This window comes from Lelliottia wanjuensis (assembly GCF_030238365.1).
Lineage (GTDB): Bacteria > Pseudomonadota > Gammaproteobacteria > Enterobacterales > Enterobacteriaceae > Enterobacter > Enterobacter wanjuensis.
The window spans coordinates 16,444-30,984 of record NZ_JASSOT010000002.1 but is presented as its reverse complement, the minus strand read 5'-3'; the positions used below and the strand labels follow the sequence as shown (position 1 = coordinate 30,984).

Here is a 14,541-nt window from a genome sequence, read left to right as displayed (position 1 = left end):
GGTACAGCACGAAAGTGGGGGTGATCGACCTGAAGAAAAGGTCGATCACCATGGGTAAAGGATGTTAAATAGTGTTCACCATGTCCCCGAACACCTGTCTACCATGTCTCCGGACCGTACACTCCCAAAGGGAGAGGGGGATACGAGTCCCCTCTCCCCGTGGGAGAGGGTTAGGGTGAGGGCATCAGACCGCACCGCACCACACCACACCGGAGCCCACATGCCATCACGTCGCCCCCCCTTTTTCGCCAGCGCCCGTGGCCGCCTGCTGATCTTTAATCTGCTGGTGGTGGCGGTGACGCTGATGGTCAGCGGCGTGGCGGTACTCGGTTTTCGTCATGCCAGCCAGATTCAGGAGCAGGTCCAGCAACAGACCCTGAATGACATGACCGGCAGCATGAATCTGGCGCGTGATACCGCCAACGTGGCCACGGCGGCGGTGCGTCTTTCGCAGGTGGTGGGGGCGCTGGAGTACAAAAGCGAGGCCGACAGGCTGAAGCAGACCCAGACGGCGCTGCGCCACTCGCTGGAACAGCTCGCCGACGCGCCGCTGGCGCAGGAAGAACCGGCGCTGGTGGCACGAATCATTCGCCGGAGTAATGAATTACAGCAGAGCGTCACCGGGATGCTGGAGCGCGGCCAGCGGCGCCATCTCGAGCGCAACGCGCTGCTCAGTTCGCTCTATCAAAGCCAAAGTTTTTTGCGCCACTTGCAGGACATCAACCGCCGCTTCGGCGATAACGTGCCGGACGCGCGACAGCTGGCGGAAATGGACCGGCTGATTATGGCGGCGATCGAAACCCCGTCTCCGCGCGCCACCATCCAGCAGCTGAATACGGTCACGACCACACTGCCGCAGACCGCCCGCCAGCCGGTGATCGACTTTGTCCTGCCGGATTTCAATGCCGAGCTGAGCAAGCTCGCTCCCCTCTCCAGGCAGCTTGAAGAGAGCGATCTCGCCATCAGCTGGTACATGTTCCACATCAAAGCGCTGGTGGCGATTTTAAACAGCGATATTAATCAGTATGTGGCGCAGGTGGCGCAGGCGTCCGAGCTGCGTACCGCGCAAAGCCACAAAGAGCTGCGATCCATCAGCGTCTTTATCAGCGTTTTCGCCGTGCTGGCGCTGATCATTACCGGCTGCGCGTGCTGGTACATCTACCGCAACTTAGGCTCCAACCTGACGGCGATTTCCCGGGCGATGTCGCGTCTGGCCCACGGCGAACCGGATGTGTCGGTGCCCGCGCTCCAGCGTCGGGACGAGCTGGGCGAGCTGGCGCGCGCGTTCAACGTTTTTGCCCGCAACACCGCGTCGCTGGAGCACACCACCCGCCTGCTAAAAGAGAAAACCACCCAGATGGAGATCGACCGGCTGGAGCGCGTGGGGCTGGAGGAGGCGCTGCTGCATAGCCAAAAAATGAAGGCCGTCGGGCAGCTGACGGGCGGGCTGGCGCATGATTTTAACAACCTTCTGGCGGTAATTATTGGCAGCCTGGAGCTGGTCGATCCTGACTCACCCGATGCGACGCGCATCACCCGCGCGCTGAAAGCCGCCGAGCGCGGCGCGCTCCTGACCCAGCGTCTGCTTGCTTTCTCGCGCAAACAGTCCCTGCACCCGCACGCGGTGGAGATGAAACCCCTGCTGGAAAACCTCGGTGAGCTGATGCACCACTCGCTGCCTGCCACTCTGACGCTGGATATCGAAGCGCAACACCCGGCGTGGCCCGCGTGGATTGACGTCAGCCAGCTGGAAAACGCGATTATTAACCTGGTGATGAACGCCCGCGACGCGATGGAGGGGCAGAGCGGTGTGATCCGCATTCGGACCTGGAACCAGCGCGTGACCCGCAGCGACGGGCGCAGGCAGGACATGGTCGCGCTGGAGGTGATCGACCATGGCTGCGGGATGTCGCAGGAGGTGAAATCTCAGGTGTTCGAACCCTTCTTCACCACCAAACAGACGGGCAGCGGCAGCGGGCTGGGCTTGTCGATGGTGTATGGGTTTGTGCGCCAGTCCGGTGGGCGGGTTGAAATCGAAAGCGCGCCGGGGCAGGGCACCACCGTACGCCTCCAGCTCCCGCGCTCCGCGCAGGCGGTGGTCTCAGGCGATGAAATGCCCGCAACAGCAGAAACCGAACAGAGCGATCGGCTGGTGCTGGTCCTCGAAGATGAAACCGACGTGCGCCAGACCCTATGCGAACAGCTGCATCAGCTCGGCTACCTGACGCTGGAGGCCGAAACCGGCGAACAGGCGCTGGCGATGCTGGAGGCGTCATCTGATATCGAACTCTTTATCAGCGACCTGATGCTGCCCGGCACAATGAGCGGCGCGGAGGTAATCCACCACGTCCGCACCCATTTCCCGCATCTCCCGGTGCTGCTGGTCAGCGGCCAGGATTTACGTCCGACCCACAACCCGCAGCTGCCCGACGTGGAGCTACTGCGAAAACCCTTCACCCGAGCGCAGCTGGCACAGGCGCTGCGGAAGGTGTCGGGGTAACGTTTTTAGGATTTCATCAATCGTATCGGCAAACAAAGCGGTGCTAATCTGAGCAAAATTTAGCGGAGTGGGATATAAAGGGAATTATGCCGGTACTGACAAGAGGGGACTCACAGATGATTGTGATGCCTACAACTTATAGCCCGATGACCGTGGCCCGTTCATTTCAACTGGTTGAAGAGTTTGAGCTTTCCGGGCGCGTGCTGCATGTGATTTATGACAGCCAGACACCCCGCGCGGCAATCATTGAAGCCGATATTGAAACCTTTGATGGCGTACCTCGACATCGGGTGGTTGCAGCACTCGATCTGCAGCGCAAAGCGCAGTTAGGTAAGGATATTGTCGCCGTCGAGCGCTGCTGGGAAGATGCAAACCTGGTCCAGGTTGAGGGTATCTGCGTGGCCCCCGGCGAGCGAGATAAAGGGCTGGCGACACGCTTGTACGAGGCCTTGATTCTGCAATGCGGCATCACGCTGGTCAGTGATTTTGAACAATACGACGGCGGGAAAATGCTCTGGCAAAAGATTGCCCGCGAGTCTGACCACATCGTTGTCTTCGTGCTGGACACTGAACAAAGCGCATTCTGGCCTTATGACGGCAGCAAGGTGGTATACGATGGCGGCTGCATTCCTGAAGAGCGCATCTGGAGCCTCTCTCCCGATCAAAAATGCCATGGGATCGTTTTGGTTGCTGAAAGTAAAACGAAAGCCAGCCAGATGATGGAAGATCCCGCACGCTTTCGCATTTGAGGATCCTCCGTATCTGCTGCGAAAACCCTTCACCCGAGCGCAACTGGCGCAGGCGCTGCGGAAGGTGTCGGGGTAAAGCGGCTGCGGGCCAGTGTGGCTGCGCCCTGTGCGCCGTTAAAGGCAGAGGAGGAGGCCGCGATAAAGCGGACCGCCTGATACGGCAACGGTCGGCGCAGGTGCTGCTTAATTTTTTCGATCAGCGACTCCTGCGGGAATCCAGGCATATCCATCACTCCACCGCCAAGAATGACCGCATCGGGATCGAACAGATTCACGCTGGTGGCGATGGCGCGCGCGGCATGGTCGAGAAGCGCCTGGACAAAAGGTTCGTCTGCGGCTTCGGTAAAAATATCGCCCAGCGCGTATTCCCGCGGCTGCTGCTGATACCAGTTCGCCAGGGCAATCCCGGAGCAGACGGTCTCCAGACATCCCGAATTCCCGCATCCGCAGCGCAGTGACCTGTCGCCCTGCGGAATATGACCCAGTTCGCCCGCCACACCGTGCGCGCCAGTCCAGGGCGCACCGTTCAGCCAGATGGCAAAGCCCATGCCCGTTCCCAGATAGGCAGCCAGAACCTGCTGATTCACAAGATCGTTTTGCGCCACGTCGAAGGAGAGCTGTAAATTGACGTCGCGGGAAAATTCCACCGGACAGCCGAGTGCATCTTCCAGTTTACCTGCCAGATCGTGCAGCTCTGTCGTCTGCAGCGGCAGATTGGGGGTCGAGATGATGGTGCGTTTGTCTTTGCCGACCAGCGCCGGAAAGCCCATCACCAGCCCGCAGCAGCGGGCCTGAAAGTGGTCGACCTGCGCCTGGATCATCGCGGCCACGCCGCACACCACGCCATGACGAATGACCTCCGCGGTGCGCTGTTTTTCGCAGTGCAGCACCTCGCCATCCTCCGACTGCAGGCAAAAACGGATATGCGTTGCCCCCATATCCACGCCTGCCACCACGTTACGCCGATTTTGCATGAGGCATTACCTCGTTTCGGGCCGCCAGAATTTGCTCGCTCATCAGCTGCCAGGCGTCGCCAATATTATCCGCATGATTGAACAGTCCAGAGGTGCCGACAATAAACACATCCGCGCCCGCCGCCATCAGCTCTCGATAGGTTCCCTGGTTGCAGGACCCGTCGATTTCAATCTCAAAACTGAGGCCTTCACGCTCGCGCCAGCTTTTCAGCTCGGCGATTTTATCGAGCATCTCCGGGATAAAGGGCTGTCCGGCAAAGCCCGGGTCGACGGTCATCACCGTGATTTTGTCCGCCTTATGAATATAGTATTTCATGGCGTCCACCGGCGTTTCCGGGTTGAGGATCAGCCCGACCTTCATGCCGTGGCGGCGTATCTCTTCGATCAGACGGAACGCCTGGCCGTTGATCGTCTCGGGGTGCAGGGTGATGTAATCCGCCCCGGCACGCGCCAAATCACCGATGTAATCCTGCGGACGCGTCACCATCAGGTGGCAGTCCAGCGGTTTGCTCGCGAGCTTTTTCACCTGACCGACAAAAAACGGCGACAGCGTCAGGTTCGGGACAAAATGGCCGTCCATGATGTCGATATGGAAATAGTCGGCGTGCTGGTCAATAAAGGCGATTTGTTCCTGGAACCTGGCGAGGTCCATGCACATCAGAGAAGGGGAAATTTTCATGTCAGATTCCTTACTTGCTAATTAACCGGTCAAGCGCGACGGCAGCGATGATCAACCCGCCCATCACCACCAGCTGGTAATAGGTTTGTACTTGCAGAATATTCAGCCCGTTGTTGATGGTGCCGATGATCAGGCCGCCAATTACCACCGAGAAAATGCGCCCTTTACCACCAAAGAAACTGGTGCCGCCAATGATGGCGCTGGCGATGGCGTAGGTTTCAAACCCCATCCCGGCGAGGGGCTCCGCAGCGCCCAGACGGGCGGTGGAGACCACGCCCGCCAGCCCCGCGCAGACGCCGGAGATAATGAACACCACCAGAATGTGAAACTTGACGTCGATGCCGGAATAGAAGGCGGAATTCTTGTTCCCGCCCAGCGCATAGATGTTGCGCCCGAGCCGCATTCGGGTGGTCAGGAACCAGAGGATCAGCGCCACAATGAGCGAGAAAATCACCGGGACCGGAATGCCCACCACGTTCGCGGCAAAGAAGTTCACGAACTCAAAGGAGAAGCCGTAGACCGAGTTGGCGTCGGAAATCACCAGCGTGATACCGCGGAAAATGGCGTTGGTGCCGAGGGTGATAATGAACGGGTGTAGCCCGGTCCAGTTGACCAGACAGCCGTTAATCGCCCCCAGCGCGCCACCGACCAGCACCCCGCCAATCAGGGCTGCCGTAAAGGGATCCACGCCTGCCAGCATCAGTTTGGCTGTCACCATGCCCGACAGCGCCAGGATTGCGCCGACCGACAGGTCGATGCCCGCCACCAGAATGGCGAAGAATTCACCCATCCCGATCAGTACCGTCACCGAGCTTTGCACGAAAATCTGCGTGATGTTGTTGGTGTTTAAGAAATACTCCGGAGACATCGTGCCGAAGATGGCGACAATAATCGCCAGGATAAAGAAGGTGCCGTATTTGTCCCAGAACAGGGCGAAATTGAACGGTTTTTTCTCTCCCGGCTCGCCTTTCACTCTTGTGGTAATGCCCATGCCATAATCTCCTCTTCGCTCATGTTGTCGCGATTGGTCAGGATTTGCGTCAGTCGTCCTTCGCAGAACACGGCGATGCGGTCGCAGACGGCGATAATTTCGGGAAGCTCGGATGACACCATCAGGATGACCTTGCCGTCGTCAGCCAACTGGCGCATCACTTTGTAGATTTCGGCCTTTGCGCCCACGTCGATGCCGCGGGTGGGCTCGTCAAAAATGATCACTTCCGGGTGGCAGCACAGCCATTTGGATATCAGGACTTTCTGCTGATTGCCGCCGGAGAGCTCGGTGATGTTTTGCTCGACGGAGTGGCATTTCAGTGCCAGCAGCTGACGCTGGGTCTCGGCAATCTTGCGCTCTTCGCTTTCGCGAAAAAGCCCCATCGCGCCTTTGTAACCGCCGCGCTTCAGGCTGTGGCTAATCGCCATGTTTTGCGCGATGGAGAAGTTGGGGAAAAAGCCATTTTCGCGGCGGCTTTCGGTGATGTAGGCCATCCCTTTTTTCAGCGCGTCGAGCGGGGAGCGCGGCGAGATCTCTTTCCCGTTGAGGTGGATTTCACCGCCCGAGCGCTTGTCGATCCCGAACAGGCAGTCCATCAGCTCCGTGCGCCCGGAGCCTACCAGCCCGGCAAAGCCGAGGATTTCGCCGCGGCTCACGCTGAAGGAGATATCGCGCACTTTTTTCTTGTCGCGGCTGGTGATGTTTTTCACCTCAAACACGGTGTCGCGCTCGACGTTGCCGGTGCTCTCTTTCATGGCGTTAAAGCGGTTTTGCAGCTCGCGGCCCACCATCAGCCGCACGATATCGTCGTTGGTCACTTCACTGACCAGGCCGCTGCAGACGCTACTGCCGTCTTTCATCACCGTGTAGCGATCGCAAATCCGGCGAATTTCGGCGAGTTTGTGAGAGATGTAGACAATCGCGGTACCTTCTTTGCGCAGCTGGTTCATGATCAGAAACAGATAATCGACCTCTTTATTGGTGAGCGAGGAGGTCGGTTCATCCATGATGATCACTTTGGCGTCGAGCATCAGGGTTTTAGCAATTTCCAGCATCTGCTTATGGCTGATCGATAAATTCGCCACTTTCTCATCTAAATCGACTTTTAAACCGATGCGCAATAACATCATCGCACCGCGAAGTCGCATCTCTTTCCAGTCGATTACCGTCATACCACAGACTTTTTTCGTCAGATGACGACCAATATATAAATTCTCCAGCACCGTTAATTCATCAATAACGCTGAGTTCCTGATAAATAATGCCGATGCCTAATTGTGCCGCCTGTTTGTGATCGAGTTTGTCATACTGTGAGCCTTTAATCGTGATCGTGCCTTTGGTCGGCGCATGTATTCCCGACAGCACTTTCATTAACGTGGATTTACCGGCACCGTTTTCCCCTAATAACGCATGAATTTCGTAAGGGAATATCGTTAAATCAACGGACTTTAATGCGTGAACCGGACCAAAAGATTTGCCGATCCCCGCCATTGAAATAGTGGGCGTGTGCATTACGGGCCTCAATCATTTGTAGGTGGTGGCATCGGTGTGCGTATTTCCCCTCACCCTAACCCTCTCCCCAAAGGGGAGAGGGGACCGCACGGAGCCGTCTTTTCCCCCTCGCCCCTTTGGGGAGAGGGCCGGGGTGAGTCCTGTAGGCCTGATAAGCGCAGCGCCATCAGGCATTTTTACGGATTACTTCGTCACCAGAATCGAATCCACCAGCTTAAATTCCGGGGCTTTTTCCAGCGGGATCACCTTGCCGGTTTTCGCGGCGTCGACCATCAGTTTCAGCCCCGTCGCGCCGATATCCGCCGGGTTCTGCGCCACGGTGGCGGTCATCAGGCCACCATCCACCATCTTGCGGGCTTCCGGAATACCATCCGTGCCCACGACCAGGATTTTGCCGGTCTTGCCCGCGTTAGCCACGGCCTGAGCCACGCCCATCGCCATGGTATCGTTGGCGCAGTAGAAGGCTTTCAGATTCGGGTTGCGCTGCAGGACGTTGGTGGCAACATCCAGGGCTTTGATACGGTCCCAGTCGGCAGGCTGGCTGGCAACCAGTTTGATCTGGCTGGCTTTTTTGAATGCTTCTGTTGCGCCGTTGCGGCGTGCTTCACCGGAGGCGTTACCCGCTTTACCTTCAATAATCGCCACGTCACCGCCTTCGGCGCCGAGTTTTTCGATAATGAAATCAGCCCCTTTTGCCCCTACCGCCACGTTATCGGTGGTGACGAAAGCTTCCACGTTTCCGCCCGCTTTTTTCAGGTTATCCATGTCGATTTTTTCATCGAGGTTTACCAGGTAGATGCCTTTCTGCCAGGCGCGAGAGACCGGCATCACGAGGTTAACGGAAGAGAGCGGAGCAAAAGCGATACCTTTGTATTTCTTATTACTCAGGTCTTCGAAGAGCTGCAGCTGAGACTGAAAATCGCCCTCGGAAGGGGAGGCAAAAATATCGACGGTGACGCCCAGCGTTTTCGCTTCGTCTTCAATCCCTTTTTTCATGTCCACCCAAAACGGATTAGACAACGTTTTTAATACCACGGCATATTCTGCCGCGGCAAACGCGCTGGTGGACAACATTAAGCCCATAGCGGCGCCGCTGAAATATTTCAGATATTTATTCATAGCAGTGTTCTCAATGTAGGGTACGTTATGTTAATCCCACCGCAGTGGGATTAACTTGTTTTATGATTATTTCAGCGCGCCTGGGGAAAAGAAATCCACAATAGCGCCGGTTTTTTGCATATTCAGTGTGGCTTGTTCAATATTTTGTTGAGCAACGGAAACAAATAAAGCATCTAATAATGTTAATTGTAATATACGCGCGGAGGCGTTTCGCCCTAATAAAGGGGTCTCTGGTGCTGGCGAGCAAATAATATAATCAGCCAGTTTAGCAATCGGTGAATGATAGCTATGGGTAATACAGATAATTTTCGCGCCGTTCTTTTTAGCCAGTTCCACGGCGGCTTTCACATCGCTGGTGCGTCCGGAATGCGACACCACCAGCACCACGTCGCCCTCTTTTAACAGCGAGGCGGACATCATCATGATGTGCGCGTCCTGATACGACTGACAGCGCACCCCGATGCGCAGAAACTTATGCTGGATATCCGCGCAGATGGCGTTCGAGCCGCCGACGCCGTACAGATCGCGCTGGTTGGCCTGAGCGAAAAATCTCGCCGCGCGGTGGATTTCATCCACGTTCACAATCGACTGGCCTTCCATGATGGTGCGCAGCGTGATGTTGAAGACTTTGTTCACCACATCCTGTGGCGCTTCATCAAAGGAGAGTTCAGCGGGCAGCACCTGCTCGGACTGGGAAAAATAGTCCACCAGCGCGCTGCGAAGATTACGAAAACCACTGAATCCCAACAGCTTAGCCACTTTCACTATCATTGCTTCGGAAACGGCGAGCGCTTCTGCCACATCTTTAATGGCCGGGGCATCGCTCAAATTACCCGGCTTCAACAGCCAGTCAACAATGCGACTTTCGTTGTCGGTCATCCCTTCCTGCTTCATGCGCAAAAACGGTGCCAGGCCGATGCCGTTGGGAAGCTCTTTTTCAAATTCTGGCTGACTCATCGCTCTCTTTGTCCTTAAAAATGAAGACGACACTATATCACCACATTCCTTTGCGGAAATATGCTGCTAACTTCACAATATTTATAAATTCATAAAGTTTTGTGTGATGTGAAGTGTTGGTTGTGAGTGTGTATTTAACATCATGATATTTATGTAATTAAAATTCAGTCGTGATTTTTTACTGAGCCTGCTGGTGCTATATGTGAGGGATGGTGCGCTTGTAATGGCTAAAGTGGCGGTGTAGAACTGAGCGGGAATCCGATGGTTTTGTGGTTTTATTGCACAACTAACCGGTCTTAAATCACAAACTTCATCGGGTTCGTAAAGTTAACCCACTACGAGGCATCTCATGAACAGGATTGCGTTTGGCTGTGATCACGTTGGTTTCATTCTGAAAGAGGACATTCTGGCCCATCTTCGCGCCCGCGGAGTGGAGGTGATCGACAAAGGCACCGGCTCAACGGAGCGAACAGATTATCCCCGCTATGCCAGCGCTGTGGCGCAGGCGATTGTCGACGGAGAAGTGGAGGGCGGCATCCTGATTTGTGGAACCGGGGTGGGGATTTCGATTACGGCGAACAAGTTTCCGGGCATTCGCGCGGTGGTGTGCAGCGAGCCTTATTCGGCGCAGCTTTCGCGCCAGCACAATGATACTAACGTGCTGGCCTTTGGCTCACGGGTTGTCGGACTGGAGCTGGCAAAAATGATTGTCGATGCGTGGCTCGACGCGAGCTTCGAAGGCGGACGTCATCAGACGCGCATAGAAGCCATTGCGGCGCTGGAGCAGCGTTCGTTTTGAGATTCCTCCGCTACTCGCCCACACCGCCGTTGATTAACGTAAAGCCAGCCCACCTGCTGCGAGACTGGCTTTATGAAACACACGACCACCGCTCTGATATTTGGCCTGCTGTCATTCACCAGCCATCTGGCCCACGCTGATCTTATTGACGACGCTATCGGGAATATCCAGCAGGCGATCGGGGAAGCGTACAATCCGTCGAGCAGTCGTCAGAATGATGACGACCGGTATGAGGAGAGCCGCCGAACTGACAGTCGCCAGTACGATGACCGCCGCCGACAGCTTGAGGATCGTCGCCGTCAGTTAGATGACCGGCAGCGCCAGTTGGATCAGGACCGACGTCAGCTGGAGGACGATGAGCGCAGGCTGGAGGAGGATTACGATCGGTGATATTTGTGCGGTCTGGTGCCCTCACCCCGACCCTCTCCCACGGGGAGAGGGGGAAAAGAGCAATACCTCAATCAAACACCAATCGCATCCCGTCATACCCCGCCTCAAACCCCTCGGGCAGCGGGTTATCCATCATCCATACGTCAAACTGATGGCTGATGTGCGTCAAAATGACCTGCGGGCAGCCAATCACCTCGTTGAGCGCTATCACCGTGTTCAAATCGCAATGGTTGCGCGGCGTTTCGTCGCGCGGCTCGTGGCTGCAATCGATCACCATCGCCTGCGGGTGATTGTTGAGTAGAAATTTCACCGTTTTGTCCGGCAGCCCAGCGGTATCAGATAGCCACGCCACGCGGCTGTGGGCGCTCTCCAGCAGATAGCCAAAGGTCAGCTTTGAGTGATTGAGCGGCAGCGGGGTGACGCGCAAACCCTGTAACTCAAACATCACGAACGGCTCTACCGTATGGCTGAAATCGAGCAGGCCGGGGTGTTTGAACAGATCGTCGCAGCCCGTTTCGTCCGGCGGACCGTAGACCGGAATCGTTGCTCCGACACCCCAGCGCAGGGGGAACAGACCCTGGACATGATCCATATGATAGTGGGTGAGCAAAAACTGCTGAAAACTCCCCGCGTGCCAGTCGTCCATCAGATGCGGAATGCCCGCGTCGAGCAGGGTGACCGCGTCGTTGAATTTCACAACCGCGCTGCACGGGCGGCGGCGATAGCCCTCCTGCAGGCGCGCCCGGCGACAGGCCGCGCAGTCGCAGCCGAAGACCGGCACCAGCTGAGCACCGCCGGTGCCGGTGAGTTGGATGGTCAGGGCCATGGTTCCCCCCATTGAATAAATTGCCGGTTCAGCAGGGTTTTGTAGGCCGGGTAAGGCGAAGCCGCCACCCGGCGTTGTTTTACAGCAACTTCGTAAACCGAAAATGGCTCTGAGCATACCCTTCACGCAGATAGAACCGGTGCGCGTCCACGCGCTTCACGCTGGTCGATAACTCCGTCATCTCGGCACCGACACTTCGCGCCTTTGCTTCGGCCCAGGCCAGCAGCTGGCTGCCGACTTTCAGGCCACGAGCCTGCGGGAGCACCACCAGCTCCTGGATCTCGCCGATCCAGTTGGCGTGATGCAGGTGAAACTGCAAATGCAGGCCGATCATCCCGACGATCTGCCCGTCCAGCTCCGCAAGATGGTAGTGCATGTTGCGATCCTGCAGATTCAACAGGTACCCGGCGTGAAAGGCTTTCTGATCGAACTCCGCCTGTTTGAGTTCGCAGATCAGACCGTAAACGGCCTGTGCATCGTCCGGGGTGGCGGTACGCAGCTGGCAGTCAGGCATGTTGTTTCTCCTTCTGACGGATAAGCGATAACAAATTATCGACTGACTGTAGCAAACTTCCGTCGTTATTGAGCAGATGACAGTCCGACGGCGTATAGCGCGCGGCGCGCTCCAGGCGCTGGTCGATCTCCCGCGCGCTTTCCCGCCCGCGCTGCTGCAGGCGTTCACGCAGCACCTCCTGCGACACCTGCAAACAGACCGGCATCAGCGCCTGTTCATAGCGCGCACGGGCCTGTTGCAGGTGGGCCCGCGAGCCGTTGACCAGCACGTCGAAACCGGCGTGCAGCCAGAGGTCGATCTCAATGCCCACGCCGTAGTAAAAGCCGTTCGCGTGCCAGCTCAGCGCCAGTAAGTTCTGCCCTGCGCGAGTAAAAAACTCCGGCTCGCTCAGAGCGATATGGTTCTCGCTGCCCGCGTTCGCCGCCCGCGTGATGTAGCGATGCGCCACGAGTAATTGTGCGTGTTCCTGCTGGCGCAGCGCCGACAGCAGGCTGTCTTTTCCGGAGCCGGACGGCCCCATCAGCCAGATCAGTTTTCCCATCAGAACACCCGCTTTCCCTGACGCCAGACGTGATCGATATGGATGTGCTCGCCCTTGCGGTGTGCCAGAACGAGATCCGCCCGTTTGCCTTCGCCAATCACCCCGCGATCGCCGAGATTGAGCGCGTCAGCCGGGTTTTTGGTCACCAGGCGAATGGCCTGCGGCAGGGTAAAACTGTTGCCCGCATCGTCCGCCACGCGGAAGGCCGCATCCAGCAGGCTCGCCGGATAGTAATCGGAGGAGAGAATATCCAGCAGACCCAGCGCCGCCAGCTGGCTGGCCGCCACGTTGCCGGAGTGCGAGCCGCCGCGCACGATGTTCGGGGCGCCCATCAGGACGTTCATCCCGTGCTGGCGGGAGGCTTCTGCCGCCGCGAACGTGGTGGGAAATTCGGCGATCACGCTGCCAAGCTGGTGGGATTCATGCACGTGATCGTGAGTGGCGTCGTCATGGCTGGCGAGGGCAATATGGCGATCCCGGCACATCGCCGCAATCGCCAGGCGATTCGGCTGCGACCATTGGGCTGCCAGCGCCAGCTGTTCCTCTTCGTAGCGCGCCATTTCGTCGTCATTCAGGGAGTATTTGCCCTGATAATATTCGCGATACTTCTCGATGTTGGCGAACTGGCGCTGGCCCGGCGAGTGGTCCATGAGGGAAACCAGGGAGACCGGCTCGCGGCCCACCAGTTTTTCAAACAGCGGCAGGGTGGTGTGGTGCGGCAGTTCGCAGCGCAGATGCAGGCGATGCTCGGCGCGGTTCAGGCCGCGCTTTTGCGTCTCTTCCACCGCGTTAATCATCTTCTCGAGATTCTCCAGACGGTCGCCGCCGTCGCGCACGTCGCCAATTGCCACCGCGTCCAGCACCGTGGTGATGCCGCTGGCGACCATCAGCGCGTCGTGACTGCTCATCGCAGAGTGGGCCGGCCAGTCGACTTTCGGGCGCGGGGTGAAGAATTTATCCAGATTATCCGTGTGCAGCTCGATCAGCCCCGGCAGCAGCCAGCCGCCTTCGCCGTCCATCGCTTGTGGCGAGCGGCTCTGGGTTTCGGCGAAGGCGCGAATCACGCCGTCCTGAATTTCGATCGATCCGTCGATGACTTCATTTTCCAGCACCAGTTTGACGTTATTGATGATCATGACGGAACTCCCATCGCATGAAGACGATCGGCTACGCGATCGCGGACCGTGGCGTCGTGGAAGATCCCCACGATCGCGGCACCGCGCGCTTTGGCCTGTTCGATCAGCTCGACGACGGCGGCGCTGTTTTTGGCATCCAGCGAGGCGGTCGGTTCGTCGAGCAGTAAAATTGGGTAATCGACGATAAACCCGCGGGCGATGTTCACGCGCTGCTGTTCGCCGCCGGAAAAGGTCGAGGGGGCCAGATGCCACAGGTGTTCCGGGACGTTAAGGCGCGTCAGCAGGCGGGCGGCTTTGGCCGCGCACGCTTCGCGGGAGACGCCGAGATCCAGCAGGGGCTGCATGACGACGTCGAGGGCGGAGATCCGCGGGATCACCCGCAGGAACTGGCTGACCCAGCCGATCGTCGCGCGGCGCACTTCCAGCACTTTGCGCGCCGGGGCTTGGACCAGATCGACCCATTCGTCGCCGTGACAGATGTGAATGTGGCCCTGGTCGGGCAGATAGTTGGCGTACAGGGAGCGCAGCAGCGTCGATTTTCCGCTACCTGAGTGGCCGTGCAGCACCACGCATTCGCCCTTGTTGACCTCGAGAGAGGCGTTTTGCAGCACCGACAGGCGCACGCCGTTTTGCTGGTGGAGCACAAAAGTTTTACTCACGTTTTCTACGCGGATCATGTTGGCTTCCTGGTTCTTTTTGCCGGATGGCGGCTTCGCCTTATCCGGCCTACGGGTTTGGTGCGGTCTTTTTTGCCGGGTGGCGCTTCGCTTACCCGGCCTACGGGTTTGGTGCGATCATTTTTGCCGGGTGCGGTTTTCGTAGGTCGGGTAAGGCGAAGCCGCCACCCGACGCAAA

Annotated in this window: 15 protein-coding genes; 4 read left to right on the top strand and 11 right to left on the bottom strand. The window is 57.7% G+C overall.

Going from position 1 to position 14,541, the window contains the following annotated elements:
- The first annotated feature begins 220 nt into the window (after positions 1-220).
- On the top strand, positions 221-2,500 hold the full coding sequence (locus tag QQF33_RS02385) for an ATP-binding protein (RefSeq protein ID WP_285157301.1): 2,280 nt from the start codon (positions 221-223) through the stop codon (positions 2,498-2,500).
- Positions 2,501-2,616: 116 nt separating this feature from the next.
- Positions 2,617-3,249 carry a GNAT family N-acetyltransferase gene (locus QQF33_RS02380; RefSeq protein WP_282494727.1) on the top strand — a complete coding sequence of 211 codons (633 nt, stop codon included), beginning with the start codon at positions 2,617-2,619 and terminating at the stop codon, positions 3,247-3,249.
- Between the two features lie 29 nt (positions 3,250-3,278).
- Here the strand turns inward: QQF33_RS02380 and alsK are convergent, their stop codons facing one another.
- The 6 genes from alsK to QQF33_RS02350 form a co-directional block, all read right to left on the bottom strand.
- Positions 3,279-4,223 carry an allose kinase gene (gene alsK, locus QQF33_RS02375; RefSeq protein ID WP_285145613.1) on the bottom strand — a complete coding sequence of 315 codons (945 nt, stop codon included), beginning with the start codon at positions 4,221-4,223 and terminating at the stop codon, positions 3,279-3,281.
- Complete coding sequence (alsE, locus tag QQF33_RS02370; RefSeq protein WP_285145614.1) at positions 4,207-4,902, bottom strand: D-allulose 6-phosphate 3-epimerase; 696 nt, start codon at positions 4,900-4,902, stop codon at positions 4,207-4,209. The genes alsK and alsE overlap by 17 nt, the downstream gene beginning before the upstream one ends.
- 10 nt (positions 4,903-4,912) lie before the next feature.
- On the bottom strand, positions 4,913-5,893 hold the full coding sequence (gene alsC / locus QQF33_RS02365) for a D-allose ABC transporter permease (RefSeq protein ID WP_285145615.1): 981 nt from the start codon (positions 5,891-5,893) through the stop codon (positions 4,913-4,915).
- Positions 5,872-7,404 carry a D-allose ABC transporter ATP-binding protein AlsA gene (gene alsA, locus QQF33_RS02360; RefSeq protein ID WP_285150141.1) on the bottom strand — a complete coding sequence of 511 codons (1,533 nt, stop codon included), beginning with the start codon at positions 7,402-7,404 and terminating at the stop codon, positions 5,872-5,874. Before alsA ends, alsC begins: the two co-directional genes overlap by 22 nt.
- A gap of 183 nt (positions 7,405-7,587) precedes the next feature.
- Positions 7,588-8,523 carry a D-allose transporter substrate-binding protein gene (gene alsB, locus QQF33_RS02355; RefSeq protein ID WP_285145617.1) on the bottom strand — a complete coding sequence of 312 codons (936 nt, stop codon included), beginning with the start codon at positions 8,521-8,523 and terminating at the stop codon, positions 7,588-7,590.
- 66 nt (positions 8,524-8,589) lie between these two features.
- Complete coding sequence (locus QQF33_RS02350; RefSeq protein ID WP_282494721.1) at positions 8,590-9,480, bottom strand: MurR/RpiR family transcriptional regulator; 891 nt, start codon at positions 9,478-9,480, stop codon at positions 8,590-8,592.
- A 349-nt stretch (positions 9,481-9,829) separates the two neighbouring features.
- On the opposite strand from QQF33_RS02350, the gene rpiB reads away from it, so the two are divergent.
- Together rpiB and yjdP are read left to right on the top strand one after the other, a co-directional pair.
- The gene (gene rpiB / locus QQF33_RS02345) at positions 9,830-10,279 is read left to right on the top strand and encodes a bifunctional allose-6-phosphate isomerase/ribose-5-phosphate isomerase RpiB (RefSeq protein ID WP_285150140.1); all 450 of its coding nucleotides are present in this window, start codon (positions 9,830-9,832) and stop codon (positions 10,277-10,279) included.
- 72 nt (positions 10,280-10,351) lie between these two features.
- Positions 10,352-10,669 carry a DDRRRQL repeat protein YjdP gene (gene yjdP, locus QQF33_RS02340; RefSeq protein WP_285150139.1) on the top strand — a complete coding sequence of 106 codons (318 nt, stop codon included), beginning with the start codon at positions 10,352-10,354 and terminating at the stop codon, positions 10,667-10,669.
- Between the two features lie 67 nt (positions 10,670-10,736).
- Here the strand turns inward: yjdP and phnP are convergent, their stop codons facing one another.
- The 5 genes from phnP to phnL form a co-directional block, all read right to left on the bottom strand.
- Positions 10,737-11,495, bottom strand: a complete 759-nt coding sequence (gene phnP / locus QQF33_RS02335) for a phosphonate metabolism protein PhnP (protein WP_285150138.1) — start codon at positions 11,493-11,495, stop codon at positions 10,737-10,739.
- Between the two features lie 79 nt (positions 11,496-11,574).
- The gene (gene phnO / locus QQF33_RS02330; protein WP_285150137.1) at positions 11,575-12,009 is read right to left on the bottom strand and encodes an aminoalkylphosphonate N-acetyltransferase; all 435 of its coding nucleotides are present in this window, start codon (positions 12,007-12,009) and stop codon (positions 11,575-11,577) included.
- Positions 12,002-12,553 (bottom strand): ribose 1,5-bisphosphokinase, encoded by a 552-nt coding sequence (gene phnN, locus QQF33_RS02325; RefSeq protein ID WP_095280425.1) that lies wholly within the window; start codon positions 12,551-12,553, stop codon positions 12,002-12,004. The genes phnO and phnN overlap by 8 nt, the downstream gene beginning before the upstream one ends.
- The gene (phnM, locus tag QQF33_RS02320) at positions 12,550-13,686 is read right to left on the bottom strand and encodes an alpha-D-ribose 1-methylphosphonate 5-triphosphate diphosphatase (protein WP_285150136.1); all 1,137 of its coding nucleotides are present in this window, start codon (positions 13,684-13,686) and stop codon (positions 12,550-12,552) included. The genes phnN and phnM overlap by 4 nt, the downstream gene beginning before the upstream one ends.
- Positions 13,683-14,363: a phosphonate C-P lyase system protein PhnL gene (gene phnL, locus QQF33_RS02315; RefSeq protein ID WP_285145623.1), complete on the bottom strand. Its 681-nt coding sequence runs from the start codon at positions 14,361-14,363 to the stop codon at positions 13,683-13,685. Before phnL ends, phnM begins: the two co-directional genes overlap by 4 nt.
- Between the last annotated feature and the right edge of the window lie 178 nt (positions 14,364-14,541).

What these genes read in the sequence shown, in the direction of transcription:
- alsE (WP_285145614.1), bottom strand. Translation starts at nt 4,902, where the DNA reads ATGAAAATTTCCCCTTCTCTGATGTGCATGGACCTCGCCAGGTTCCAG.
- alsC (WP_285145615.1), bottom strand. Translation starts at nt 5,893, where the DNA reads ATGGGCATTACCACAAGAGTGAAAGGCGAGCCGGGAGAGAAAAAACCG.
- QQF33_RS02385 (WP_285157301.1), top strand. Translation starts at nt 221, where the DNA reads ATGCCATCACGTCGCCCCCCCTTTTTCGCCAGCGCCCGTGGCCGCCTG.
- alsA (WP_285150141.1), bottom strand. Translation starts at nt 7,404, where the DNA reads ATGCACACGCCCACTATTTCAATGGCGGGGATCGGCAAATCTTTTGGT.
- phnL (WP_285145623.1), bottom strand. Translation starts at nt 14,363, where the DNA reads ATGATCCGCGTAGAAAACGTGAGTAAAACTTTTGTGCTCCACCAGCAA.
- alsK (WP_285145613.1), bottom strand. Translation starts at nt 4,223, where the DNA reads ATGCAAAATCGGCGTAACGTGGTGGCAGGCGTGGATATGGGGGCAACG.
- yjdP (WP_285150139.1), top strand. Translation starts at nt 10,352, where the DNA reads ATGAAACACACGACCACCGCTCTGATATTTGGCCTGCTGTCATTCACC.
- QQF33_RS02380 (WP_282494727.1), top strand. Translation starts at nt 2,617, where the DNA reads ATGATTGTGATGCCTACAACTTATAGCCCGATGACCGTGGCCCGTTCA.
- QQF33_RS02350 (WP_282494721.1), bottom strand. Translation starts at nt 9,480, where the DNA reads ATGAGTCAGCCAGAATTTGAAAAAGAGCTTCCCAACGGCATCGGCCTG.
- phnM (WP_285150136.1), bottom strand. Translation starts at nt 13,686, where the DNA reads ATGATCATCAATAACGTCAAACTGGTGCTGGAAAATGAAGTCATCGAC.
- alsB (WP_285145617.1), bottom strand. Translation starts at nt 8,523, where the DNA reads ATGAATAAATATCTGAAATATTTCAGCGGCGCCGCTATGGGCTTAATG.
- rpiB (WP_285150140.1), top strand. Translation starts at nt 9,830, where the DNA reads ATGAACAGGATTGCGTTTGGCTGTGATCACGTTGGTTTCATTCTGAAA.
- phnP (WP_285150138.1), bottom strand. Translation starts at nt 11,495, where the DNA reads ATGGCCCTGACCATCCAACTCACCGGCACCGGCGGTGCTCAGCTGGTG.
- phnO (WP_285150137.1), bottom strand. Translation starts at nt 12,009, where the DNA reads ATGCCTGACTGCCAGCTGCGTACCGCCACCCCGGACGATGCACAGGCC.